The following is a 22,649-nucleotide window of genomic DNA, read 5'->3' as shown; positions in this document are numbered from 1 at the left end:
CGATTTCCAGGAGTGGCACCCCCGTCCGGTTGTAGTCGACCAGGGAATAGGGCGTGGCGGCGATACTCCCCTGGTGTACCAGCTTCCCGGCATCCTCCTCCATGTGCACACGGATGATCCCCACCCGCTTCCGGCCTTGCCGGCCTTCGATCTCCAGGTAACCGTTCTCGGCCAGGGGCAGGTCGTACTGGGAAATCTGGTAGTTCTTCGGCAGGTCGGGGTAATAGTAGTTCTTCCGGTCAAACTTCGAAAAACGGGCGATGCTGCAATTCAGGGCCAGGCCCACCCGGATCCCGTAATCGACCACTTTCTTATTGAGAACGGGCAGGACACCCGGCAGGCCCAGGCAAACGGGGCAGGTATGGTGGTTGGGGTCCCCCCCGAAAGCCGTTGTTGAGGAACAAAAGATCTTACTGGCTGTCCTGAGCTCGACGTGTACCTCAAGGCCGATGACCGGTTCGTAACCGGGCAAGATTAACGCACCCCCCCGGAAAGCGGCGGACGCCGCTTGTGGTGGTCTGCACCCTGTTCAAAGGCGTAGGCCGCGCGCAGGAGAGTACCCTCTCCCAGCGGCCGCCCGATGAATTGAACCCCGACCGGCAGTCCGTCCACGAACCCGCCCGGCACTGAAATGCCCGGGAGGCCTGCCAGGTTAACGGCCAGGGTGTAAATATCGGAAAGGTACATTTGCAGAGGATCATCCGTCTTTTCTCCGAGCCGGAAGGCGGGACTGGGGGTGGTCGGGCAGAGCAGGACGTCAAACTCCTCGAAAGCCCGCTCGAAGTCCCGGCGGATGAGGGTCCGCACTTTCAAGGCCTTCAGGTAATAGGCGTCGTAGTAACCGGCTGAAAGAGCGTAAGTGCCCAGCATAATTCTGCGCTTGACCTCCGGCCCGAAGCCACGGCTACGGGTCCGGCTGAACATATCGACAACGTCTTCGGCGTCGGGAACACGGTAACCGTACCGTACCCCGTCGTAGCGGGCCAGGTTCGAACTCGCCTCACCGGGAGCAATGAGGTAATAGGTGGGCAGGGCATAAGCCGTATGCGGCAGCGTGGTCTCCCCGACATGGGCGCCCTTTGCCTCCAGGACCCGGATGGCCTCGTCAAACACAGCCCGCATCCTGTCATCCAGGCCGGCCGCCAGGTATTCCCTGGGCACCCCGACCTTGAGTCGGGCGATATCGTCGACCAGGAATTCCGTGAAGTCCGGATAGGAGTTCTGGACGGAGGTGGCGTCGAGCGGGTCATGACCGCAGATGGCGTTCAGGACCAGCGCACAGTCGGTCACGTCCTTGGTCAACGGCCCGATCTGGTCCAGGGACGAGGCGAAGGCGATGAGGCCGAAACGCGAGACCGTTCCGTAAGTCGGCTTCATCCCCACCACCCCGCAAAAGGCAGCCGGCTGGCGGATGGAGCCGCCGGTATCCGAACCCAGGGCATAGACGGCCTCGCCCGCGGCCACGGCCGCGGCCGAACCGCCGCTCGAACCGCCCGGCACCCGCCCCGGGTCCCACGGGTTGCGTGTCGGGAAGAAGCCTGAGTTTTCGGTGGACGAGCCCATGGCGAACTCGTCCATGTTTGTTTTCCCGACCGGTACCGCGCCCAGGTTGTAGAGACGATCCACTACCGTAGCGTTATAAGGAGGGATAAAGTTATATAGAATCTTGGAAGCGCAGGTCGTGCGCAAACCTTTGGTACAGAGGTTGTCCTTCAGGGCCACGGGAATACCGGCGAGCGGTGCCGGTTTTTCACCCGCAGCGATGCGGGCGTCGACTTCCCGCGCCCGGGAAAGAGCTTCCTCCCGGGCCAGGGTCAGGTAGGCGGCGATGGTTTCCTCGACCGCCGCGATGCGCGCATACACCGCCTCACAGATCTCCACGGCCGAGACCTTGCCGGCCGCTAATAGGTCGTGGAGTTCATGGGCGGTAAGCTCATGAAGATCCAAGGGCGTTTCACTCCTTAGATGATGCGGGGCACCTTAAAGAAATGCCCTTCGGGTTCGGGGGCGTTCGCCAGAACATCCCCGATGGGCAGGTGTTCCCCCACCAGATCCTCGCGGAAAACGTTCTGGAGCGGCAGGACATGGGCCGTCGGGGGGATTTCGGTGGTGTCCAGTTCTTGAAGAACCCTGGCGTATTCCAGGATTTTACCCAGTTGCGACGTGTAGAGTTCCTTTTCTTCCTGGCTCAATTCCAAGCGTGCCAGCAAGGCGACGTGTTCGACATCGGCCTGCGTGAGCATTCTTTCACCTGCCTTGCGTTAATGGTTTAAACATACAGGTTATTATACCAGCGCCGGCAGTTTTCAAGCAAGTCCCCCTGTTCCCTGCAGGATGGGCAAGACATGACAGTTTAATAAAGCGAGAATAAAACCTCCACCGGGGAGGTTTTAGTGCATAAATATACAGTTTCCTGCAACTTATCTCAACCGCGGGCGCCTTCCCGGGAATCCCCGGTCCGTCCCAGGAGTTCGACGGCGTGCCGCCGGACCAGATCACTCACCTTGCGCCCCGCCAGCATGCGCGCCAGTTCTTCAATACGCGCCTCCCCCTCCAGGACAGTGATCCGGGTTCGCGTACGCCCGTCCACGGTCTCCTTGGAGATCTGGAAGTGGCGGCGCGCCAGGCTGGCCACTTGGGCGGCATGCGTGACGCACAACACCTGGTGATGGTGCCCGATCTCGGCCAGTTTTTTTGCCACGGCGTCAAGCGCGCGGCCGCCGACGCCGGCGTCGGCCTCGTCAAAAACCATGGTCGGGATCTCGTCTCCGGCAGCCAGGACGTCCTTCAGGACGAGCATTACCCGGGAAAGCTCGCCACCGGAGGCGGCCTTCGCCAACGGCTGGGCCGGCTCCCCGGGGTTCGGTGCCAGGTAGAAAGCCACGTCTTCCGCACCGAAAGCCGTAAGTCCTTCCACCGGCCTGAACACCACCTGAAAAGCCGCCTCCCCCACCTCGAGTTCGCGCAGTTCACGCGCCACAGAATCCTCAAAGCGCCTGGCCACGGCCGCGCGGGCCTTGCTCAGGGCCTGCGCCGCCTCGTGCCATCGCTGTTCCAGGTCACGCAGGGCGGAACCAAGGACGGCCGCCCGCTCCTCCCCGCCGGCCAGTTTTGATAACTCGGCGGCCGCCTGCTCCCGGAAAGCCAGAACCGCATCCAGCGTCGGCCCGTACTTTTGTTTAAGGCGCCTGAGTACCGCCAGGCGATCCTCCACGGCCTCCAGCCGCCTGGGGTCAAGGTCGGCCAGATCACGGTAAGGTGCCAGATCGTGCGCCAGATCCTGTACCTGGTAGAGCACCGGTTCCAGGGTTGCGACCAGGGCCCCGGCGCCGGGGTCCAGCGTAACCAGCTCTTTCAGGGCGGCTATCGCCTCGGCGATTAAATCCCCCGCCGCCCGCTGCCGCCCGTCGCCCCGGTAGAGGGTGACGTAGACCCGGTCGGCCAGCTCGGCGATCCGGGCGGCATGGACGAGGCGCCCCCTTTCCTGCTCCAGCTCGTCGTCCTCCCCGGGCCGGGGACGGGCGGCGTCTATCTCCTTAACCTGAAAGGTCAGCATGTCCTGGCGGCGCGCCCTCTCCATGCCCTGTTCCCGGATCTCGTCCAGTTCCTTCCGGACCTCATTCCACTCCTGGTAAAGGCTCCGCACCTTCCCCGTAAGGGGGGCCAGTTCCTTGCCGCCAAATGCGTCGAGCAGGGCCCGGTGCCGGTTTTCACGCAGCAGTCCCTGCTGTTCCCCCTGCCCGTGGAAGTCAACCAACCGGCGACCGATGTCACGGTAAAAGGCGGCCGGCACCACTCTTCCATTTACCCGGTAGAGGCCCCGCCCGCCGGCATGGACCTCGCGCTCCAGGATCAGGTAACCGTCCTCCAGGGGAATGTCCTCGACGAGGCCCGGCCGTTCCTGCAGGTCAAAGATGCCCTCCACGACGGCCCGCTCGGCACCGGCACGGACGATACCGGCGGAGGCCCGCCATCCCAGGACTGCCTGAATCGCGTCCAGAACCAGCGACTTTCCGGCTCCCGTTTCCCCGGTCAGGACATTCAAACCGGGTCCGAATGTAATGTCCTGGTCGTCGATGAGGGCAAAGTTCTTTATTGTCAGACGATATAACATGCTTTTGCCTCACCCGCCACGGTTACCCTTTGCGCTTTCCATCCAGGAACCCGGTAAGCGTGCGCACCATCCTGCGCACCTGTTCCCGGGTGCGAGCCGCAATGAAGATGGTATTGTCCCCGGCCACGCTCCCCAGGATTCCGGGCAGACGCGCCTGGTCGATGGCCTCGGCCACCCCGTGCGCGGCTCCCGGAAGAGTTTTGACCACGACCAGGCTCTCGTTGTGGTCGACGTCCGTCACGTAATCGCGAAAGAACCGCCGCAGCCGGTCGTCGGACGGGGCCGGCGGTTCCTCGCCGGGGGCCAGGTAGCGCGCCACCGGGCCGGCGCTGGACTTGACCAGCCCCAGTTCCCGGATGTCCCGGGAGACGGTGGCCTGGGTAACCTTGAAACCGGCCCGGCGCAAAGCCTCGGCCAGTTCCAGCTGCGTGCCGATCGGCTGCTGGCGGATAATCTCCAGTATTTGTCTCTGCCTTCGCATCTTCAAGTCTATCTAACTTCCCCTTTTCTCCAGGCGCTCGCGGAGCACCTCAAAGAAGCTCCAAGGACGCAGGCGGATGAGCAGCGCCGGACGCGCCGCCTGCCGTGCCACTACGGCCTCCCCGTGGGCAAGATTGTGGCTTTCCTGGCCGTCAAGGACCAGGATCGCCCCCTTCCGTGCCGAAAGCAGGGTTACCCGGACAACGTTGTTCGGACCCACGACCACCGTCCGGGCCACGATGCTGTGCGCACAAAGGGGAGTGATAATGATGCCCTGGACGTCGGGAGTCAGGATCGGTCCGCCGGCGGAGAGGGAATAGGCTGTTGACCCGGTCGGGGTGGCCAAAATGACCCCGTCGCCGAGGAAACTGGCGACAGGCTCATCATTAACCCGCACTTCGGTGCTGACCGGGCGCAGGAGGGTGCCCTTGGTGATCACCAGGTCGTTCAGGGCGACCCCGGCCTCGACCCGGCCGGTTTCACGAATGATAGCGGCCTCCAGCATCGCCCGCGGTTCCAGGACATAATCGCCGCACAGGCATTTTCCAAGGGCGGTTGAAATACCCGAGGGCTCGACCTCACTCAGAAAGCCCAGGCGTCCCATCCGGATGCCCAGCACCGGCACTTCTCTCGGCGCCGCCCAGCGCGCGGCGCTGAGGACGGTGCCGTCGCCCCCGAGCGCAATGACCATTTCCACCCGTTCCGCGTCGGTCGCCGCCTCTACCGGCAACGCCAGGTCGGCGCCGTTCCCGAGCATCACCAGCCGTACCCCGGCCGGATCCAGGCGCGCCAGCATCTCCTCGACCACCGGCCGGACCACGGGCGCCGCAAGATGTCGGTTGACCACCAGGCCGAATGTTCTCAAGCCTTCTCCCCTCTTGACTGACTCACTTCCCGCTTCCCAGGGCGGCATGGGCCTTCTCTACCACGGCGCCCACCGTGCCCCGCCATTCCCGCTCCGGATCGTGCCGCTTCGTGGCGTAGACCAGGTATTCGATGTTCCCCTCCGGCCCGCGGATGGGCGAAAAGGCGACTCCCCGGACCTGCCACCCGAGACCCCGGACGGTATCCAGCACCCGGCCGAGGACCTCGGCGTGCACGGCGGGATCGCGTACGACGCCCTTTTTCCCCACCTTCTCCGGCCCGGCCTCGAACTGGGGCTTCACCAGCAGCATAGCCTCGGCATCAGCCGCCACCAGGCGGTCGATATTCGGGAGAACCTTGCCCAGCGAGATAAACGAAAGGTCAACGGTAACGAAGTCCGGACTTTCATCCAACGCCTCGGAGTCCAGGTAGCGGATGTTGGCGCGCTCCAGAACGGTGACCCGCGGGTCGGTACGCAGGGACCAGTCCAGCTGGCCATAGCCGACATCCACGGCGTAAACACGCCGTGCCCCGTGTTGCAGGGCGCAGTCGGTGAACCCGCCGGTCGATGCTCCGGCATCGAGGACGACCTTTCCCCGGAGGTCGATACCGAAGGCGGTGATGGCGCCTTCCAGCTTAAGCCCGCCGCGGCTGACGTAAGGACGGTCGGTGCCCCGTACCTCCACAACCGCGTCCGGCGGGACAGGGGTACCGGGCTTATCCACGCACCGCCCGGACACATAAACATGCCCGGCCATGACCGCCGACCGGGCCCGTTCACGGGACGGGAAAAAGCCTTTCTGCACCAGATACACGTCAAGGCGCCGCCGTTCCATCGCTGAAACCCTTAACGTTGCTTGCCGGCGAGGCGTAACCGGCCCACCTTTTGCAGCTCGCGTTCCACTTTTTCGGCCACGGCGCGGGCGGTCAAACCATACTTTTCGCGCAGGACGGCCGGGGCGCCATGTTCTATGAACGAATCCGGCAAGCCCAGAAGCGTCGTCCGGACGTCGGCTACACCGCGCCCCGAAAGCATCTCCAGAACCCCGGCCCCGAAACCTCCCGCCAGAACGTTCTCTTCCAGCGTAAACAGGCGACGCGTACGGCGGGCAAAGCGGATGATACACTCCTCATCCAGCGGCTTTGCAAACCGGGCGTTGATGACCGTAACGTCGTAGTCCCTCGCGGCAAGGAGTTCCGCCGCTTCCCGGGCGACGGGGACCATGTTCCCTATCGCCAGCAGGGTCGTGTCGTTCCCCTGGCGAAGCACCTCCGCCCGCCCCACCTGCAGTTCATGGGTTTCCTGGTCCAGCGCGCAGCCGGTGCCGGTGCCGCGCGGGTAACGCACGGCGATGGGACCAGGGTGGGTCATCGCGGTCCGGAGCATGTGTTGCAGTTCGTTTTCGTCCTTCGGCGCCATTACCACCAGATTTGGGATCATGCGCAGATAGGAGAGGTCGAAGATTCCCTGGTGCGTGGCGCCGTCGTCGCCGACAATACCGCCGCGGTCCAGAGCCAGGACGACCGGCAGGTTCTGCAGGCAAACATCGTGAATCACCTGGTCGAAGGCCCGTTGCAAAAAGGTCGAATATACGGCCACAACGGGGCGGTAGCCTTCCGCAGCCATTCCGGCCGCCAGGGTCACGGCATGCTGCTCGGCGATGCCGACGTCAAAAAACCGGTCGGGGAAGAGTCTGGCAAATTCCCTCAGGCCGGTCCCGCTTGTCATGGCCGCCGTAATGGCGACGATACGATCGTTTTCCTGTGCCAGGTTGACCAGGGTGCGCCCGAAAACCTCCGTATAAGTGACGCGCTGCGCCGGCTTCGTCCTCCCCGTCGCCGGATCGAAAGGCCCGATACCGTGGAATTTGTCAGGGTTGACCTCCGCCGGCCGGTAGCCTTTACCCTTCTTCGTCAGGACGTGTACGAGCACCGGGCCCCCGGCGGCCCGGGCCTGCCGCAAGACCTCCGTCAGGGTGCGGATGTTGTGACCGTCCACCGGGCCGAGATAGGTGAAACCAAGCTCCTCAAAGATCATTCCCGGCACGATGAGGTACTTGAGGCTGTCCTTAACACGCAGCGCCCACTTCAGCACACGGGGGCCGATGGCCGGAATGCGGCGCAGGAGTTCCTCGAACTCCGCCCGCCCGCGGGTATACATGGGATCGGTGCGCAGGCGGGAAAGGTACCCTGAAAGGGCGCCGACGTTATGGGAGATGGACATTTCGTTGTCGTTGAGAATAACGATCAGGCGCCGTTGCAGATGGCCGGCATGGTTCAAGGCCTCGAAAGCCATGCCGGCAGTCAATGCTCCATCGCCGATAACGGCGACCACGGCATGGTCGTCCCCGCCGTAATCACGGGCCAGGGCCATCCCCAGGGCGGCCGAAATGGACGTACTGCTGTGCCCGGTGCCGAAGGCGTCACATTCGCTCTCCGCCCGGGACGGGAAGCCGCTAAGGCCCCCGAACTGCCGCAAGGTGGAAAAACGCTCGCGGCGCCCGGTCAGAAGTTTATGGATGTAACACTGGTGGCCAACATCCCAGATGATGCGGTCCTGGGGCACCGAAAAGACGCGGTGAATAGCGAGAGCCAACTCGACAACCCCCAGGTTTGGGGCCAGGTGGCCGCCGGTTTGGGCGACCGTCTGCACCATCGACTCCCGGATCTCTGCCGCTAATTGATCCAACTGTTCGTAGGAAAGGGGCCGAAGGTCCTGCGAGGAATCGATTCCATCTAATAACTTCAAGCGATGCACACTCCCCGGTCCACACAACTTCCTGGGGGCGGGCAAGCGGAAGGGGGCTTACTTCCCGCCTTTTCGGTTTCGGCTGTTACGGTTGCCGCCCCGCCAGGACGCAAGCCTTTGAAGGATCGCCAAGACCCGTCCCGCGAGGAAGATGACCTCGTTTGCATGTCCGACGGCAATGTATTTGCCCAGAGCTTTACCACCGACCGTCAGGCCGGCGATCAGCGCCGTAATCAGGACATTCAGCGTCACGACATCGGCAGCGGGAAGTCCCCGGGAAACCTGAACCATAAGTGAAATGCCAAGAGCGCCGGCAAGAGTGCCCGCGATGTCACCGATGAAGTCATTGGCGAAGTTCGCTACCTTATCGGCGTTGCGCAGCAGGTAGACCCCCTGCTGGGCGCCGAAGACCTTCTTCGCCGCCTTCGCGTGAAAGGGTGTTTCCCGCGCCGCCGTTGCCGCGGTGCCAAGGATGTCGGCGATAACGTTGATCGCAATTATTACCACCAGCATCGCGATCGCAAGTGCGATACTGGCCAGACGGCGTGTGGCGAATTCGCTGAAGAAGCTGAGCAGGATGGTTACTGTAAAGGAAGCCAGTGTAACCAGTAATACATAACGAAGAAAAGACCGTGATCGGCCGTTAGCCAAAAGGCCTGCACCTCTCCCCCCTGAAGGGGGTACGTCTGACAAAATAATATAAGTTAATGGAGGTAAGTGACAACAGACCGGATAAACATTGTAGCTTAGGTCCAGTAGGCTTTCCCAGACGGTCACCGGGCGTCGCCGTCCCGGCGGTTTCCCTTTAAGGCCGTCTCCGGACCGTTACCGGTACCGGGACTGGATTGCCACTCAGTCTACACTGTAATCCCCGGCCTGCCCCGCAATGCGGACAGCCTAGAAGTTTTCCTTGACAGGCGGCTCCCTTTCCTAGCCTCTTTTGCAGTGATGGTTTCGACCCGCGCCGGGAGGCGAAGGGCCCCCCGCCCCCAGGCGCATCGAACGGTATCCACCATCGCCACTCAAGGCAGGCTACGCTGCACGCAGCTTTCACCACATACAGGTTCTACCCCAAGCCATAGTTCGCGCCGCTCCCCACGTACTTGGGTCTCCGCGGAAGCAGGGTCAACGCCCACATGCCGTTGTGGGTCGCCCCGCAACCTTAACTCCCAGTACCAGCCCGCAACTGGGCGTTGCAAGCCGGCACCAGGAACTTCATCGATGTGCCCTTGGCGGATTTTTAGGCCCGCCCTCGAAAAGAGAGTGCCTGACTAGGATACTGCGTCACTTACCCAGATATTCAGTTTTCAAAGACTGCGTATCTATCATAACATACCGCAAACGCCCCTTCAAACATCGCCATCCCCCGCCCTGACGCGGCCGGATACAGGCGAGCCCCGCCGCACCCTTCCCAGGCCTTAAAACTCACGCGCCAGGACGAATAGCGCCGTACGGCGCAGAAAATCGGCTTCCCGGCCGAAACCGTCCAGGGCGCTGACGGCGGTTTCCACGGCGATCCGGGCCCGCCGCCGCGCCTCGTCCAGGCCGAGGAGCGAGACAAAGGTCACTTTCTCGTTGCGCCTATCGCTGCCCACGGGCTTGCCCAGCTTCTCCTCATCGCCGGCAATATCCAGGATATCGTCTGTGATCTGGAAGGCCAACCCAAAACGTTCCGCAAACGCGGTAAGGGTCTCCAAGACATCCGTGCCGGCCCCCGCCATCAGCGCGCCGGCCCGTACGGCGGCCCGGAAAAGAGCGCCGGTCTTGGCCCGGTGGACGGCCTCCAGTTCAGCCAGACTGGTCATCCTTCCCGGGGCCTGCAGGTCGGCCACCTGCCCCCCGATCAAGCCCGCCGTGCCGCAGGCTTGCGCTGTTTCCTCGACCAGGGACAGGAGCCCGGGCCTTTCCGGGGCACCCTTCCGCACGCAGGCCCCCAACAGGCTGAAACCCAGGGTGAGCAGGGCGTCCCCCGCCAGGATGGCGATGGCCTCGCCGAACACCCGGTGGCTCGTGGGCCGTCCCCGCCGCAGGTCGTCATTATCCATCGCCGGCAGGTCGTCGTGAATCAACGAATAGGTATGAATCAGCTCGAAGGCGCACGCCGCCGGCATCGCATCCGCCGGATCTCCCCCGGAAGCCTCGCAGGCGGCCAGGCACAGGACGGGCCGCAGGCGCTTCCCCCCGGCGAAAACGCTGTAACGCATCGCCCGGTGGATAACCGCCGGAGGGGCGTCCTCCGGCGGAAGATAGCGGTCCAAAGCGGTGTCGACCAGCCGTGCCCTGGCGCTCAGATCCGCCAAGTAATCCCGGCCCGTCATTCCGGCTTCCCGCCCTGCTGGTCATCACCATCACCGGCGAGCGAAAGCTCCCGGACCTGCTGCTCGGCCCGTTCCAGCAAACCGTGACAGTACCTGGCCAGGGCAACGCCTTCGGCGTAAAGATCCAATGCCTTCTCCAGGGGGAGGTCACCGTCCTCCAGCTGCCGCACAACTTCCTCCAGACGCCCCAGGGATTCTTCGAAAGTGGCCTCCGCAGCCATGTTCTTTGTCCCAGCCTCCTCCCGCCATGCACACGATGCACGGTCACGCACTGCGTTCATCGGTCCAGGCGTGCATCCAATATACGATCCGCTTCTTCACCCAAGCGCCGGGCCTCTTCCGCCAGCGCCTCCCGCTCGGCAACAAGGGTCGCCGCGCGGGCACCGTCCGCCAGGCCCCGCAGGTTGATGTCCACGTTCCGCAGGGCGGCCGCCACGGCCGCTTCCGCAAGGCAGGCCGCCACGCCGGCGTCGCTTACAGCGTTGGCATTGCCGATCTCCGCCAGGCGCCGGGCCAGCCTCAGGACATCCAGCGCGGCACGCGCCGTCTCAAGGGGGATCCTGATGGCGTCGCCAAGGGCTTCTTGAATAGCCTTGCCTCTTTGTACCTGTTGTTCCGGGCCGTCCTGCGGCATGCGGTATGCCGCCATGAGGGCCTCGAAGGCCCGCACGTCCTCATCGATCAGCCGCTGCAGGACCGCGCGCCGGTTCTCGGCTTGCGCGATCGCCTCCCGGCACTCGCTCTCCACCGCGGCATACCGCGGCCGCCCCACGGTCAGGTTGGCCACCATCGCCGCCATAGCCGCTGCCAGAGCGCCCGCCAGGGCGGCCACGCTGCCTCCTCCCGGAGTGGCCTCGCGGGACGCGGCACGGGCGAGAAAGTCCTGTAATGTCCAGTGGCTCAGGCTTTCCACGATGTTCCCTCCCCGCCGGCCTGGAGGGCTACGGCCTTTAACACGTTTCTTAAGAGGAGAACCGTGGTCAGGCTTCCCACCCCGCCCGGCACAGGCGTAATCGCCGCCGCCTTCGCCGCCACACCTTCGAAGTCCACGTCCCCGCAGAGCCTGCCCTCCGGGGACGGGTTGATCCCGGCGTCGACCACAGTCACCCCTTCCCGGACCATATCACCCGTCACCAACCCACGCCTCCCCGCCGCAACAATCAAGACCTCGGCCCGGCGCGTATGCGAGGCCAGGTCGGCGGTACGGGTATGGCAGACCGTGACCGTGGCGTTTTCCTGCAAGAGCAGAAAAATCAGGGGCTTGCCGACGGTCTCGCCGCGGCCGACCAGGACCACGTCCCGCCCGGCAAGGGGGACGTCGTGGCGGCGCAGGATTTCCACGCAGGCCAGCGGCGTCGCGGGGAACAGGCCCCGGTCTCCGGCCATCAGGCGCCCCCTGTTCAAAGGGTGGACTCCGTCCACGTCCTTGAGGGGGTCAATGGCCTCCATGGCCCGCCGGCGGTCGATCTGCGGCGGCAGGGGCATCTCCAGGATAATCCCGTGGACCGCCGGATCACCGTTAAGGCTCCTGATCCGGTCAAGTACGGCCTCTTCACGCGTCTCCCCCGGCAGATGATGCATCTCATAGTCCATTCCCAGGCCGGCACAGACCTTTTCTTTGGAGCGGGCGTAGGCGAGCGCTGCCGGGTCATCGCCGGCCAACAGCGCGGCCAGTTTCGGCTGAACCCCGCGTCGCACCCAGCGGGCGGTGTCCTCCCTCAGTTCATCCTTGATCGCTGCCGCAGTTTTCTTGCCGTCCAGTAACCGGGCCAATCCTCCACCTCCAATTCCCGCATTCCCGGGTGGCCATCGGATGCAGGCACCCCGGCCCGCCGGCGGTCACAGCCCGGGTCCGGGGACCGGCTGCTCTGTTTCCACCGCCGATACGGTGCAGCGGAGACGCCCGGAGTGCAGTAGCACACCGACCTTCTCCCCGACCCCTACCATCGCCGCATCCCTCAGGATGGCTCCGTCAGCCTCACGGCGGCAAATACTGTAGCCGCGGGCCAGGGTGGCCAGGGGGCTTAAAGGATCCAGGCGCGCGGCCGCTTGGCCCAGATCCGCGCTCCGCCGGCTGATAACAGCCTCCGCCCCGCGGCGCAGGCGAACCGCCAGGAGGTCGACGGCCCGGTGTCGTTGCCCGCACACTGTTTCAACCGGCCGGGCCAGCGCCCGGCTGCGCAGCAGGGCGGAAAGCCGGTGCTGTCCGCGGTCCAGACGGGCGTTAACGGCCCTGGCCAGGCGGTGCGCGAGACCCGTAAGGTACCGGGCGACATCCATCCGGTCCGGACAGAGAAGCTCCGCCGCGGCCGACGGCGTCGCCGCCCGCCGGTCGGCGACCAGGTCGGCGATGGTAACGTCTTTCTCGTGGCCGACAGCCGATACCACCGGAACCCTGGAATGGAAGATGGCGCGGGCCACCATCTCCGTATTGAAGGCCCACAACTCCTCCGGCGCCCCGCCGCCCCGTCCGACGACGATAACGTCGATGCCGTCCACACCGTTTAACATCCTGATGCCGCGGGCAATCTCATAAGGAGCCGAATCGCCCTGAACGCTCACCGGTGCCAGAACGATCTCCGCCAGAGGCCAGCGCTTGGCGGCAATAGTGATCACATCCCGTACCGCGGCCCCTACGGGTGAGGTCACCAGCCCGATCCTTAACGGCAGTGCCGGAAGCGGGCGTTTCCGCCGCTCGTCAAAGAGCCCCTCGGCCTGAAGGCGCGCCTTGAGTTGTTCGAGAGCGGCGTAATAGGCCCCGACCCCCTCCGGCTCGACCTCCTCCACGTACAGCTGGTACTGACCGTCCCGCTCGTAAAGGCCGATCGCCCCCCGGGCGACCACCGCCAGCCCGTTCTGCAGCCTGAAGCTGTGACGGCCGGCCCGGGAGCGGAACATCACCGCCCGCAATAAAGCTCCTTTCTCCCGGAGGGCAAAGTACACGTGTCCCGAGGAATGATAATGGCAGTTGCAAACTTCTCCCCGGACCCAGACGTTGGCCAGAAAGGGATCCCCCTCAAGGCGCTCTTTCAGATACGCCGTCAATTCGGAGACCCCAACGATCCGCACCCGCTGCCCGACCTCCCCTCCACTCGCGTCTTTCCGTAAAGGCCCCGGGGTCAGAGGGCCGGCATACCTCTCCCGCCTCCCTGACCCCGGGGAACTCTCTGCCGAAACCCCTTCCGGCTTGCCGCCCGCCGGCCGCGCCCCATCCAAGGCGGCCCCGCCTTTTTACGAGCCTCCGTTACCGGCCGCTTCCCGCCGGTAATCCCTCTAGGTTTCTCCCTTTTCCGGGGCGAACGACTCGGGGTTTTCCACCACGCGGCCCAGGATGCCGTTCACAAACCGGCTCGACTCTTCGGTCCCGTACTTCTTCGCCAGTTCAACGGCCTCGTTGACGGCTACGTTCGGCGGGACCTGCGCCGCCCGGAAAAGGATTTCATACAGCCCCAAGCGCAGGATGTTACGGTCGACATAGGTGATGCGCTCCAGGCGCCAGTCTTTGCTCAGCCGGGCGATCACGCCGTCCAGGTACGGGCCGTGCTGCCGTACGCCCAGAATCAGGTCACGCGCGAAACCCGGGTCGCCGCGACTTTCAAGGCCGAGGATCTCAATGGTGCACGCCAGGGCCTGGTCCGCCTCGGCCTGCCCGATGTCGACCTGGTAAAGGACCTGCAAGGCCAGCTCGCGCGCCCGCCGGCGGCTCATTTCCATCATCTTGTTATTTTTCCCCGAAGAGCCGTTCCCATAACCGGCTCCAGTCGGTGCGCTCATCGATGCGCTTTCCAATGTAGAAGCCCACGGCGATACAGATCGCCACGAAGAGGGCCTTCAGGAAACCCCAGACAATGGCGATCAAACCAAAGACAAGACCGAGGAAAATCCCCAAAATCTTGCCCCAGTGCTGTTCCAGAATTTCAATCCAGCGCGGTGGCAAGGTTACACCTCACTATTCCACACGTGGTTTAACGGTAGCGATATTGTTAATCAGGATCCTCACACTGGCCGTGTTAATGCCGGTAACGTCCTTTACGCGATCCTGGACCTGCTGCTGGATCTCCTTTGAGATTTCGGGGATGTTGATCTCGGGGGTGACGGTCGCCTTGATCCGTATGGCTATGCCGTTAGGGTCACCGACCACCCGCGAATGGACATCCCTTACCCCGGGCACCTGGGACACGACCTTGTTGATAAGGTTCTCGATGGCCGTTAAGGCGACGCGGACCTGGCCCAGGGAGTTATCCTCAACCACAGCCTGCCGTTCCCTGTGGCTTCGGCGGACGCCGGCCCAGAGCAGCCTCAACCCGACCAGAAGTAAAACCCCCAACCCGGCAGCCACAGCGTCCCGGGATTTCGCCGGCAGGGCGTGCAGGCCGTCCATTGGGGGCAAATAACCGAAAAGCTCCAACAGGGCCGCGACGGCGAAGGCGGAAACAACCAGGCTGTAGAGTGCCGTCAGGCCCCGGTCAAAAGGACCCATCTCCTTACCTCCTTGGGGCTAGCGCACCCGCGGCATTTCTTCCTCCCGAGCCTCCTCGCGGGAGAAGATGACCCCCTGGACGTGGATGTTCACTTCCACGACGTTGAGCCCGGTCATGGCCTCGATGGCCCTCTTCACCGCGCTCTGGGCCTGAATCGCAACGTCCGGAATGCGCACGCCGTAGTCAACAATGATGAACAGGTCAACGGCGGCCTCCTTCTCACCGACTTCGACCTTGACCCCTTTGGAAAGGTTCTTCCGGCCAAGCATCTCCGCGATGCCGCCGGCAAGGCCCCCGCTCATGCCCGCGATGCCCGGGACCTCGGTCGCCGCCAGGCCGGCGATAATGGCCACAACTTCGTTGGCGATCCGGACCGCCCCTAATTCGCCCTTGAGTTCAGGAATGGTAGGGGTTCTTGACTCCATTAGAGTCACCTCCATATTTTTCTATTATCGATTATACCCGAGGCCTGTCCCCCGGCGCAACCCGGCAACCTACTCGGCGAAGATCCTCCGCTGTACAAAGTTCGTGTACACCTCGCCCCGGCGGAAGAAGGCGTTGGCCAGGACCCGCTGGTGAAAGGGGATGGTGGTGGCGACCCCGTCGACGGCGAATTCGTCAAGGGCACGCTGCATGCGCGCCACGGCCTCCTCGCGGTCCGCCCCCCAAACGATCAGTTTGGCCAGCAAGGAGTCATAGTACGGGGGCACAACATACCCGGGGAAAACGGCGCTGTCCACCCGCACGCCCGGCCCGCCCGGGGGCAGCCACTGCTCGATCAGGCCCGGGGAGGGAGTGAAACCGTGCCAGGGATCCTCGGCGTTGATGCGGCACTCGATGGCCGCCCCCCGCAGCACGACATCCTCCTGGCCGAAAGGGACGGCCTCCCCTGCAGCGATACGGATTTGCTCCTTGACCAGGTCCACCCCGGTAATCATCTCGGTTACAGGGTGTTCAACCTGAATACGGGTATTCATCTCAATGAAGTAGAAGTTGTGCTGGCGGTCCAGCAGGAATTCAACGGTTCCCGCGCTGTAATAGCCGACCGTGGCCGCCACCCGTACGGCGGCTTCGCCCATCCGCCGGCGCAAGTCCGGTGTCAGGGCGGGGGATGGGGCCTCTTCCAGGAGTTTCTGGTTGCGCCGCTGGATGGAACAGTCCCGCTCCCCCAGGTAAACCAGTTTTCCGTATTTGTCCCCCAGGACCTGGATTTCAATGTGCCGGGGTTCCTCAACGTATTTCTCCAGATAGACGGCGCCGTTGCCGAAGGCCGCCTGGGCCTCGCCCTGGGCGGTCTGCAGCGCCCGCAACAGGTCTTCCCGGTTATGGGCGATGCGCATCCCGCGCCCGCCTCCGCCGGCCGAGGCCTTCACCAGGACAGGGTAGCCGATTTCCAGGGCCACTTTGAGGGCCTGCGCGCCGTCCCCCACCACGTCCTCAGAACCCGGAACCACGGGGACGCCGGCCTCACTTACGGCCTTCCGCGCCGCCGCTTTGTCACCCATCCGCTCCAGGGCCTCCAACGGCGGGCCGATAAAGGTGATCCCGCAGCTCTCGCACACCTCGGCGAAACGGGCGTTTTCCGCCAGAAACCCGTAACCGGGGTGGATGGCGTCGGCGCCGGAGACCTCGGCCGCGCTGATAATCCCTGTCACGTTCAGGTAGCTGCGCCCCGGATCGGCCGGGCCGATACAGAGGGCCTCGTCGGCCAGGCGAACGGGCAGGCTGTCTCGGTCGGCCTCCGAGTAAACCACGACGCTCCGCACGCCAAGCTCACGGCAGGCGCGGACAATGCGGAGCGCAATCTCTCCCCGGTTGGCAATCAAGATTTTGTTAAACATGAATGGCTCCCATCACCGTAGTCTCAATGCTAACCCTGTTTCTTGGCGATGACGAAAAGCGGCTGGCCGTATTCCACCGTCTGGCCGTTGTCGGCCAGGATCTCGAGCACTTCGCCGGCGACCTCGGCCTCTATCTCGTTCATTAGCTTCATGGCCTCAATGATGCAAAGCACCTGACCCTCGCGCACCATATCCCCCGCATCCACATACGGAGGAGCGTCCGGGGCCGGGGCGCGGTAAAACGTGCCCACCATCGGCGCCACCACGGTGAACGTTTCGACCACGGGCGCACCATCCGGCGCCTCTTCCCCGGTATCCGCCGGGGCTATAGGCGGACCGCCGGATTGGACCTCGGCCTGGGACGGCGGGACGGCCTCGCGCAGCACGCCCTTCTTGATGGCGATGCGCATGCCCTGGCTCTCCAGGGAGAACTCCGTGATGTCCGTCTCGTCAAGGAGCCGGATCAGTTCCCTGATCTCCTCTAAATTCATTTTCTTCCTGCCTTCCTCCTTAGCGTTCGGCGGACCGGCGGTTTTTTGGCCGGAGCCGGGCCGGAGCTTTTCACCGTCCGCCAGGGACGGCGCCTGTCCGACCGCGCGCGCCTCAAGGAACTTCCGGGCAACCTGGGGGAAGAGGACGTAGGAAAGGATATCTTCCTCGGACTGCGCCAGGTCCCCTATTTCTTCCCTCATTTTTTCCATTCGCGGTTCCAACAAGTCGGCCGGCCGGCAGGTTACCGGTTCGCGGTCCCCAAGCACTTTCCGGGCGATCTCCGGGTCAAGAGCCCCGGGCGGACGCCCGTAAAGCCCGGCGACGTAGTTCTTGACCTCCCCCGGGATCAGCTTATAGCGCTGTCCGGTCAGAACATTAAGCACCGCCTGCGTGCCGACGATCTGGCTGGTGGGGGTGACCAGCGGCGGATAACCCAGTTCCGCCCGTACCCGGGGGATCTCCGCCAGGACCTCTTCGAGCCTGTGCAGGGCACGCTGCTCGTTCAGCTGGCTGACCAGGTTGGATATCATCCCGCCGGGCACCTGATGGTCAAAGACGCGCATATCGTGGATACGGGTCACGCCCCGCTCAAAACCGCGCTCTTTCCGCAGATCCTCAAAGTACTGGGCGATCTCGAACAACAGGCGAATGTCGAGTCCGGTATCGTAGGGCGTCTCCCGCAGGGCACGGACTACGGTTTCCGCCGGCGGCTGGGAAGCGCCGAAGGCCAGCGGTACGGAGGCCGTGTCGATCACATCGACCCCCGCCTCGGCCGCCTTAAGATAGGCGCCCACGGCCATACCGCCGATGTAGTGACAGTGCAGTTGCACGGGGATCGACAGCTTCCGCTTCAGGGTGCTGACCAGCTCGAAGGCCCGGTAGGGGGCAAGCATTCCGGCCATGTCCTTGATGCAGATCGAGTCCGCGCCCAGATCGGCCAGTTCCACCGCCGTGGCCACGTAGTGCTCGACGGTGTGCACCGGACTCAGGGTGTAAACGACGGTCGCCTGAACGTGCGCCCCGGCGCGTTTCGCCGCCCTTATCGCCGTGGTCATGTTGCGTACGTCGTTAAGGGCGTCGAAGATGCGGATGATGTCGATGCCGTTGGCCACCGCCCGGTCCACGAAGGCCTCGACCACGTCGTCCGGGTAGTGGGCATAACCGACCAGGGATTGCCCCCGCAGGAGCATCTGCAGCGGGGTGCGTTGCGCAGCCTTCTTGAGGAGCCGCAGGCGCTCCCAGGGGTCCTCCCCCAGGTAACGCAGGCAGACGTCGAACGTCGCCCCACCCCAGACCTCCAGGGAAAAATACCCTACCTGATCTAACTTCTCCACGATAGGGAGCATTTCCTTTGTGCGCATACGAGTCGCCCATAAACTCTGGTGGCCGTCACGAAGCGTAGTGTCGGTGATCCTGACCGGCGGCAAAGACTTCCCCTCCCGATTAAAGTTGGGTTGTCAAACCTGACAACCCAACGTACAAAACAAGCGGAATACGCTCCTTATTATAATTGGGGGGCCGTAGATTGGGAATATAGCCCCCAAAAAGTATACAATACACTTTCAAGACCGAACGGCCACACATGTCCGCCGGGGTTCATCTCTTGCGGGTTAACGGGGTGTCCCCGTCCCCTCGCCGGCCCGGTCGATGACCATCACGTCCTCCGGCGCCACCCCTGTCCCCCGCGCGACCAGCGTAATGACGCTCGTACGCTCGTCCGCGTTCAGGCTTTGCGGGAGGACCACCGTTACCGTCCGGCCCTGGAAGAGGACCGCGACGTCGGGAAAGCCCCGCGCGCGCAGGATGTTCTCCGTGCTCGTTTCCCGTTCAATCTCGCGCGTGATGCGCAGGAGTTCGTTTTGCGCCTCTTTGCGTTCCTCGGCCGCCGCTTTGGTATCGTTGATGATCTCCCGCAGGTACTCCACCTGCCGCCCGCGGGACCGTTCCCGGTCGAGGCGGCAGTCGACGTAGAAGGCGTCGCCGGCCGCCGCCGCGCGGTCTTGGACGATCCCGGCGGCCGGCGCGGCCGGCGGGGGCGCCGGCGCCGGCCGCCGCGACCCGTCGGTCGCCTGCCATCCGGCCACGGCAGCCGTGATCAGGGCGAGAATGAACATCACCGGTACTATCCATTGCCGCCTCACCAACACCAGGCGCATGGATCTTCATCCCCCTCCACCAGTTTCGCGGTGCCCCGCCCAATGTTTCAGCCCTAAAACTTCCGCGGCATAATCTCGATCAAGTGCGGTTCCACGCCCAGTGCGGCACGCGTCGCCCGGAAGAGTTCCATCCTCACCTGCGGATCGCGGGCCCCTTCGGCCACCACCAGTACCCCGGTCACCCGGGGAGCGACCTCGCGCTCGACGACCGCCTGCTGCTGCTGTCCCCCGCCGGCCTGGACGACCACGACCTGGTCGTCCAGGTTGTCCTCGGTGATCACCCGCCGCCCGCCGTCCCGGTCCGTTTCCTCGGTAACCCGGCGGTTTACCGAACCGCTGGTGGCATACTCGAGGACGCTCGACCCTTCCAGCTTGACCGTCACGTCCACGGCCCCGGCCCCGGCCACCTGGGAGAGCATGGACTCCAGGCGGGCCGCCAGGTACTCTTCTTCGGCTCTCGTTTTGAGCGCTGCGCTCCGGGTAACCGGCATTCCTTCTTCCGGGCGCGGTGTCCCCGCGTCCGCCCCTGGCTGTCCCCCTCCACCCCCTCCCGCCGATCCCACCGAAAGCAGTACCAGGCCCAGGACGCCCAGCGCCAGCAGGACCAAAATCTGCTGGCGCCGTTGTCCCTCGCCCAGCAACCGCGCCAGTATCTCGTTCAGCTTCGGCATTGTCATCATCCCCCTTGGTGTTACCGCTCGTAACTTATCACGACCTGCTCCAGCCGCAGGTTATAGAAGCCGGCGATGACCGTTCGCAGACGTTCGCCCTCTTCTTCCTGCTTCGCAAACGCGCCCCCCGTATCTCCTTCGCCGATCCGGACCTCCTCGACGGGCCTGCTCTTCCCGGCCACGGTCAGCAGGACCTCCTCGATCGCCCCCGGGTCGGCTTCTGCTCCTTCCGCCAGGCGGACCTCCACGTGCCGCACTTCCAGGTGCGGATTGAAGGCCGCCAGGGCCTTAATCTGCTTGGCCAGGCCGTCGCGGTATCCCGCCTGGGCCCGCGCCTGGTTCTCCTCCCACAATCGTCGGCCATCATCCAGGGCGTCCCCCGCCGCCGGAACGCTCTGCACCGAAAGGGCCGAAAACTCCTGTGCCAGCCCCCGCCAGGGACCGGCAGCCGCCTGCACCACGGCGACGATAACCAGCAGCCCGAAAACCATCCGCACGTAACGGCGCATATCACCGGCGGGCAGCAGGAGTTCTAAGAAGAGGGCCAACACCGCCAGCACCACCAGTTCCCGAACCAGCACGTGCAGGGCTTCCAGGTCCATCCCTCCCTCCCCGCAGCCGGCGCCCTCAGCGCAGCATAACGTTGATATTCCCCAGGCCGGTCACGATGGCCAGGGCGAAGAAAAACAGGATGCCGGCCGTCCCCACCACGGCGAAGATCGAAACGATGGCGTTCCCCAGGGCGTTCATCAGATCGGCCAGGTTCTTCTCCCCCAAGGGCTGAACCAGGGCTGCGGCCAGCTTGTAGACAACCACAAGGCTCAGGATCTTGAGCAACGGAAACACAACCATCAGGAAAACGATCAGCAGCCCCGCCATTCCCACCGCGTTCTTCACCAGGAGCGATGAGCTGACCATGGCGTCCATGGCGTCGGCAAAGACCCTGCCCACCACGGGGATGAAGGTGCTGGTGGCCAGCTTGGCGGTGCGGAAGGCGATACCCTCGGTAACGGCGCCCGCCACCCCCTGGATGGCCAACACCCCCAGGAAGACTGTGGTCAAAAGTCCCATCAGGCCCAGCCCCACGAACCGGAAGAAGTCCGCCAGGCGAGTCACCGAAAACCCGGAGGCCAGGTAGCTCGCCATCGTCAGGATGGCCGAAAAGAAGATAAGCGGGAACACGATGTTCTTCACCAGGGTGGCGGTGACGTTTACCGCCGCCACCACTGCGGGATGAAACAGGGCCGCCGTGGTCAGTCCGCCGACGGCGCAGAGCAGGGTGATCATCACCGGGAGCAGGGCGTGCATAAAGGAGACCATGCCGTCGATAACCTCCCGGCCGATCCGCAGCGCGGCGGTAAAGGAGCCGAGGGCGATCACGATGAGCACCAGGTAGACCGCGGCCTGGGCCATCCGGCCGGCGGTGGCCTTTTCAAAGGACGAGCTGACGTTCTGCAAGACGGCGCCGATCACCGCCAGGACGACCAGCTTCCCCAAAAGCACGGCGCTGCCGGCCACTTCGCCGAAGAGATAACGGAGAACCGCGTCCAGGATATCGCCGGCCCCCATCCCTCCTTCTCCGCGGACCAGGGAACGGACCAGGCCGGTGAAACTCACCTCGGGCACGGCGGGGGACAGTTCCTTTTCCAGGATCTTCGCCGCCCCGTCCACCTTCCCGAGGTCGAGTTCACTGAGCATTCCGTCGGCCGCCGCCGCGGGCTGCCGGCCCGTGTTTTCGGCCCCGGCCGCCCAGGAAGCGGGTGGCAGGAAGAGCCAGACCAGCAAGAGAAGGACCGGGAAAAAACATCTTTTATGCATTGCAGGCCCCCGCCTCAGGACAGGATCTTCAGCAACGACTCCATCACAGCCAGCACGATCGGGACCGCCAGCACCAGGATCAGGACCTTGGCCGCGAACTCGATCTTGGACGCCAGGGCCCCTTCCCCGGCGTCACGGCAGAGTTGGGCGCCGAAATCCCCGATGTAGGCAATGCCTACGATCTTCAGCACCACTCCCAGGTAGACCATGTTGACGTTGGCGCGGGCCGCCAGGTCTCGCAGGACGTCGATCACCGCCCCGACCTTGCCCAGTACGAGGAGGAACAGGACGGCCCCGGCCCCGATACTCAGCAGCAGGGCCAGTTCGGGTTTGTGCTGCCGGATGAGAACGATCAGGACGGCGGCGATCAGGCCGAACCCCACGTACTGCACGATTTCCAAGCGGCTCACCCCTAAGGCGAAAGTGAAGCGGTCAGAAGAGACGGAACACCGTCTTCACCTGCCCGAACAGGTCGGCGATCAGCCCGACGATCCAGAAGAGGACAATGGCCACTCCGGCCAGCGTTGAAAGCTGGGCCAGGTCTTCCTTTCCCGCAAGCTTCAGGGTTGAGTGCAGGACGGCGGTGAGAATGCCCACCCCGGCGATTTTAAAGATCAGGTCCACGCTGGTGTCCAAGGCCTTCCCTCCTCGCATAAGACCGCCCG

26 protein-coding genes are annotated in these 22,649 nt (G+C 64.1%); all 26 read right to left on the bottom strand.

Annotated features, from left to right (window positions below):
- The coding region (locus QMC81_04740; protein MDI6906784.1) for an Asp-tRNA(Asn)/Glu-tRNA(Gln) amidotransferase GatCAB subunit B at window positions 1-472 on the bottom strand (472 nt) is incomplete at its 3' end.
- Between the two features lie 2 nt (window positions 473-474).
- Complete coding sequence (gatA, locus tag QMC81_04735) at window positions 475-1,947, bottom strand: Asp-tRNA(Asn)/Glu-tRNA(Gln) amidotransferase subunit GatA (GenBank protein ID MDI6906783.1); 1,473 nt, start codon at window positions 1,945-1,947, stop codon at window positions 475-477.
- Window positions 1,948-1,961: 14 nt separating this feature from the next.
- Window positions 1,962-2,243 carry an Asp-tRNA(Asn)/Glu-tRNA(Gln) amidotransferase subunit GatC gene (gene gatC, locus QMC81_04730; protein ID MDI6906782.1) on the bottom strand — a complete coding sequence of 94 codons (282 nt, stop codon included), beginning with the start codon at window positions 2,241-2,243 and terminating at the stop codon, window positions 1,962-1,964.
- A gap of 182 nt (window positions 2,244-2,425) precedes the next feature.
- Window positions 2,426-4,114 (bottom strand): DNA repair protein RecN, encoded by a 1,689-nt coding sequence (recN, locus tag QMC81_04725; GenBank protein MDI6906781.1) that lies wholly within the window; start codon window positions 4,112-4,114, stop codon window positions 2,426-2,428.
- Window positions 4,115-4,136: 22 nt separating this feature from the next.
- Window positions 4,137-4,595 (bottom strand): arginine repressor, encoded by a 459-nt coding sequence (argR, locus tag QMC81_04720; protein MDI6906780.1) that lies wholly within the window; start codon window positions 4,593-4,595, stop codon window positions 4,137-4,139.
- Between the two features lie 12 nt (window positions 4,596-4,607).
- Entirely contained in the window at window positions 4,608-5,459 is an 852-nt protein-coding gene (locus QMC81_04715) for an NAD(+)/NADH kinase (protein ID MDI6906779.1), read from the bottom strand.
- 22 nt (window positions 5,460-5,481) lie between these two features.
- Window positions 5,482-6,294 (bottom strand): TlyA family RNA methyltransferase, encoded by an 813-nt coding sequence (locus QMC81_04710; protein ID MDI6906778.1) that lies wholly within the window; start codon window positions 6,292-6,294, stop codon window positions 5,482-5,484.
- Between the two features lie 11 nt (window positions 6,295-6,305).
- On the bottom strand, window positions 6,306-8,207 hold the full coding sequence (gene dxs / locus QMC81_04705) for a 1-deoxy-D-xylulose-5-phosphate synthase (GenBank protein ID MDI6906777.1): 1,902 nt from the start codon (window positions 8,205-8,207) through the stop codon (window positions 6,306-6,308).
- A gap of 57 nt (window positions 8,208-8,264) precedes the next feature.
- Entirely contained in the window at window positions 8,265-8,858 is a 594-nt protein-coding gene (locus tag QMC81_04700; protein MDI6906776.1) for a hypothetical protein, read from the bottom strand.
- 767 nt (window positions 8,859-9,625) lie between these two features.
- On the bottom strand, window positions 9,626-10,525 hold the full coding sequence (locus tag QMC81_04695) for a polyprenyl synthetase family protein (GenBank protein ID MDI6906775.1): 900 nt from the start codon (window positions 10,523-10,525) through the stop codon (window positions 9,626-9,628).
- Window positions 10,522-10,746: an exodeoxyribonuclease VII small subunit gene (xseB, locus tag QMC81_04690; protein MDI6906774.1), complete on the bottom strand. Its 225-nt coding sequence runs from the start codon at window positions 10,744-10,746 to the stop codon at window positions 10,522-10,524. Before xseB ends, QMC81_04695 begins: the two co-directional genes overlap by 4 nt.
- Window positions 10,747-10,802: 56 nt before the next feature.
- Window positions 10,803-11,438, bottom strand: a complete 636-nt coding sequence (locus QMC81_04685; protein ID MDI6906773.1) for a cyclodeaminase/cyclohydrolase family protein — start codon at window positions 11,436-11,438, stop codon at window positions 10,803-10,805.
- Entirely contained in the window at window positions 11,426-12,298 is an 873-nt protein-coding gene (locus QMC81_04680) for a bifunctional 5,10-methylenetetrahydrofolate dehydrogenase/5,10-methenyltetrahydrofolate cyclohydrolase (protein ID MDI6906772.1), read from the bottom strand. The genes QMC81_04685 and QMC81_04680 overlap by 13 nt, the downstream gene beginning before the upstream one ends.
- Before the next feature lie 66 nt (window positions 12,299-12,364).
- The gene (gene xseA, locus QMC81_04675) at window positions 12,365-13,594 is read right to left on the bottom strand and encodes an exodeoxyribonuclease VII large subunit (GenBank protein ID MDI6906771.1); all 1,230 of its coding nucleotides are present in this window, start codon (window positions 13,592-13,594) and stop codon (window positions 12,365-12,367) included.
- Window positions 13,595-13,798: 204 nt separating this feature from the next.
- Window positions 13,799-14,242, bottom strand: a complete 444-nt coding sequence (gene nusB / locus QMC81_04670) for a transcription antitermination factor NusB (protein MDI6906770.1) — start codon at window positions 14,240-14,242, stop codon at window positions 13,799-13,801.
- 4 nt (window positions 14,243-14,246) lie between these two features.
- A complete protein-coding gene (locus tag QMC81_04665; protein ID MDI6906769.1) occupies window positions 14,247-14,462 on the bottom strand; it encodes a DUF2273 domain-containing protein in 216 nt (71 codons plus the stop codon).
- 12 nt (window positions 14,463-14,474) lie between these two features.
- Complete coding sequence (gene amaP / locus QMC81_04660; GenBank protein ID MDI6906768.1) at window positions 14,475-15,005, bottom strand: alkaline shock response membrane anchor protein AmaP; 531 nt, start codon at window positions 15,003-15,005, stop codon at window positions 14,475-14,477.
- An 18-nt stretch (window positions 15,006-15,023) separates the two neighbouring features.
- Entirely contained in the window at window positions 15,024-15,431 is a 408-nt protein-coding gene (locus QMC81_04655; GenBank protein ID MDI6906767.1) for an Asp23/Gls24 family envelope stress response protein, read from the bottom strand.
- Window positions 15,432-15,500: 69 nt separating this feature from the next.
- Window positions 15,501-16,847: an acetyl-CoA carboxylase biotin carboxylase subunit gene (gene accC, locus QMC81_04650; protein ID MDI6906766.1), complete on the bottom strand. Its 1,347-nt coding sequence runs from the start codon at window positions 16,845-16,847 to the stop codon at window positions 15,501-15,503.
- A gap of 29 nt (window positions 16,848-16,876) precedes the next feature.
- Window positions 16,877-18,766: an acetyl-CoA carboxylase biotin carboxyl carrier protein gene (accB, locus tag QMC81_04645; GenBank protein MDI6906765.1), complete on the bottom strand. Its 1,890-nt coding sequence runs from the start codon at window positions 18,764-18,766 to the stop codon at window positions 16,877-16,879.
- Between the two features lie 183 nt (window positions 18,767-18,949).
- Window positions 18,950-19,495: a SpoIIIAH-like family protein gene (locus QMC81_04640; protein ID MDI6906764.1), complete on the bottom strand. Its 546-nt coding sequence runs from the start codon at window positions 19,493-19,495 to the stop codon at window positions 18,950-18,952.
- Between the two features lie 53 nt (window positions 19,496-19,548).
- A complete protein-coding gene (locus tag QMC81_04635) occupies window positions 19,549-20,166 on the bottom strand; it encodes a hypothetical protein (GenBank protein ID MDI6906763.1) in 618 nt (205 codons plus the stop codon).
- Window positions 20,167-20,186: 20 nt separating this feature from the next.
- A complete protein-coding gene (locus QMC81_04630; GenBank protein MDI6906762.1) occupies window positions 20,187-20,768 on the bottom strand; it encodes a stage III sporulation protein AF in 582 nt (193 codons plus the stop codon).
- A gap of 25 nt (window positions 20,769-20,793) precedes the next feature.
- Entirely contained in the window at window positions 20,794-21,984 is a 1,191-nt protein-coding gene (spoIIIAE, locus tag QMC81_04625; protein MDI6906761.1) for a stage III sporulation protein AE, read from the bottom strand.
- Window positions 21,985-21,998: 14 nt separating this feature from the next.
- Window positions 21,999-22,376: a stage III sporulation protein AD gene (gene spoIIIAD / locus QMC81_04620; protein MDI6906760.1), complete on the bottom strand. Its 378-nt coding sequence runs from the start codon at window positions 22,374-22,376 to the stop codon at window positions 21,999-22,001.
- Window positions 22,377-22,416: 40 nt separating this feature from the next.
- Window positions 22,417-22,620 carry a stage III sporulation protein AC gene (gene spoIIIAC / locus QMC81_04615; GenBank protein ID MDI6906759.1) on the bottom strand — a complete coding sequence of 68 codons (204 nt, stop codon included), beginning with the start codon at window positions 22,618-22,620 and terminating at the stop codon, window positions 22,417-22,419.
- Between the last annotated feature and the right edge of the window lie 29 nt (window positions 22,621-22,649).

It is taken from the genome of Thermoanaerobacterales bacterium, assembly GCA_030019475.1.
In the GTDB taxonomy this organism is placed as follows: domain Bacteria; phylum Bacillota; class Desulfotomaculia; order Desulfotomaculales; family JASEER01; genus JASEER01.
This window is presented reverse-complemented; position numbering and strand designations above follow the sequence as displayed.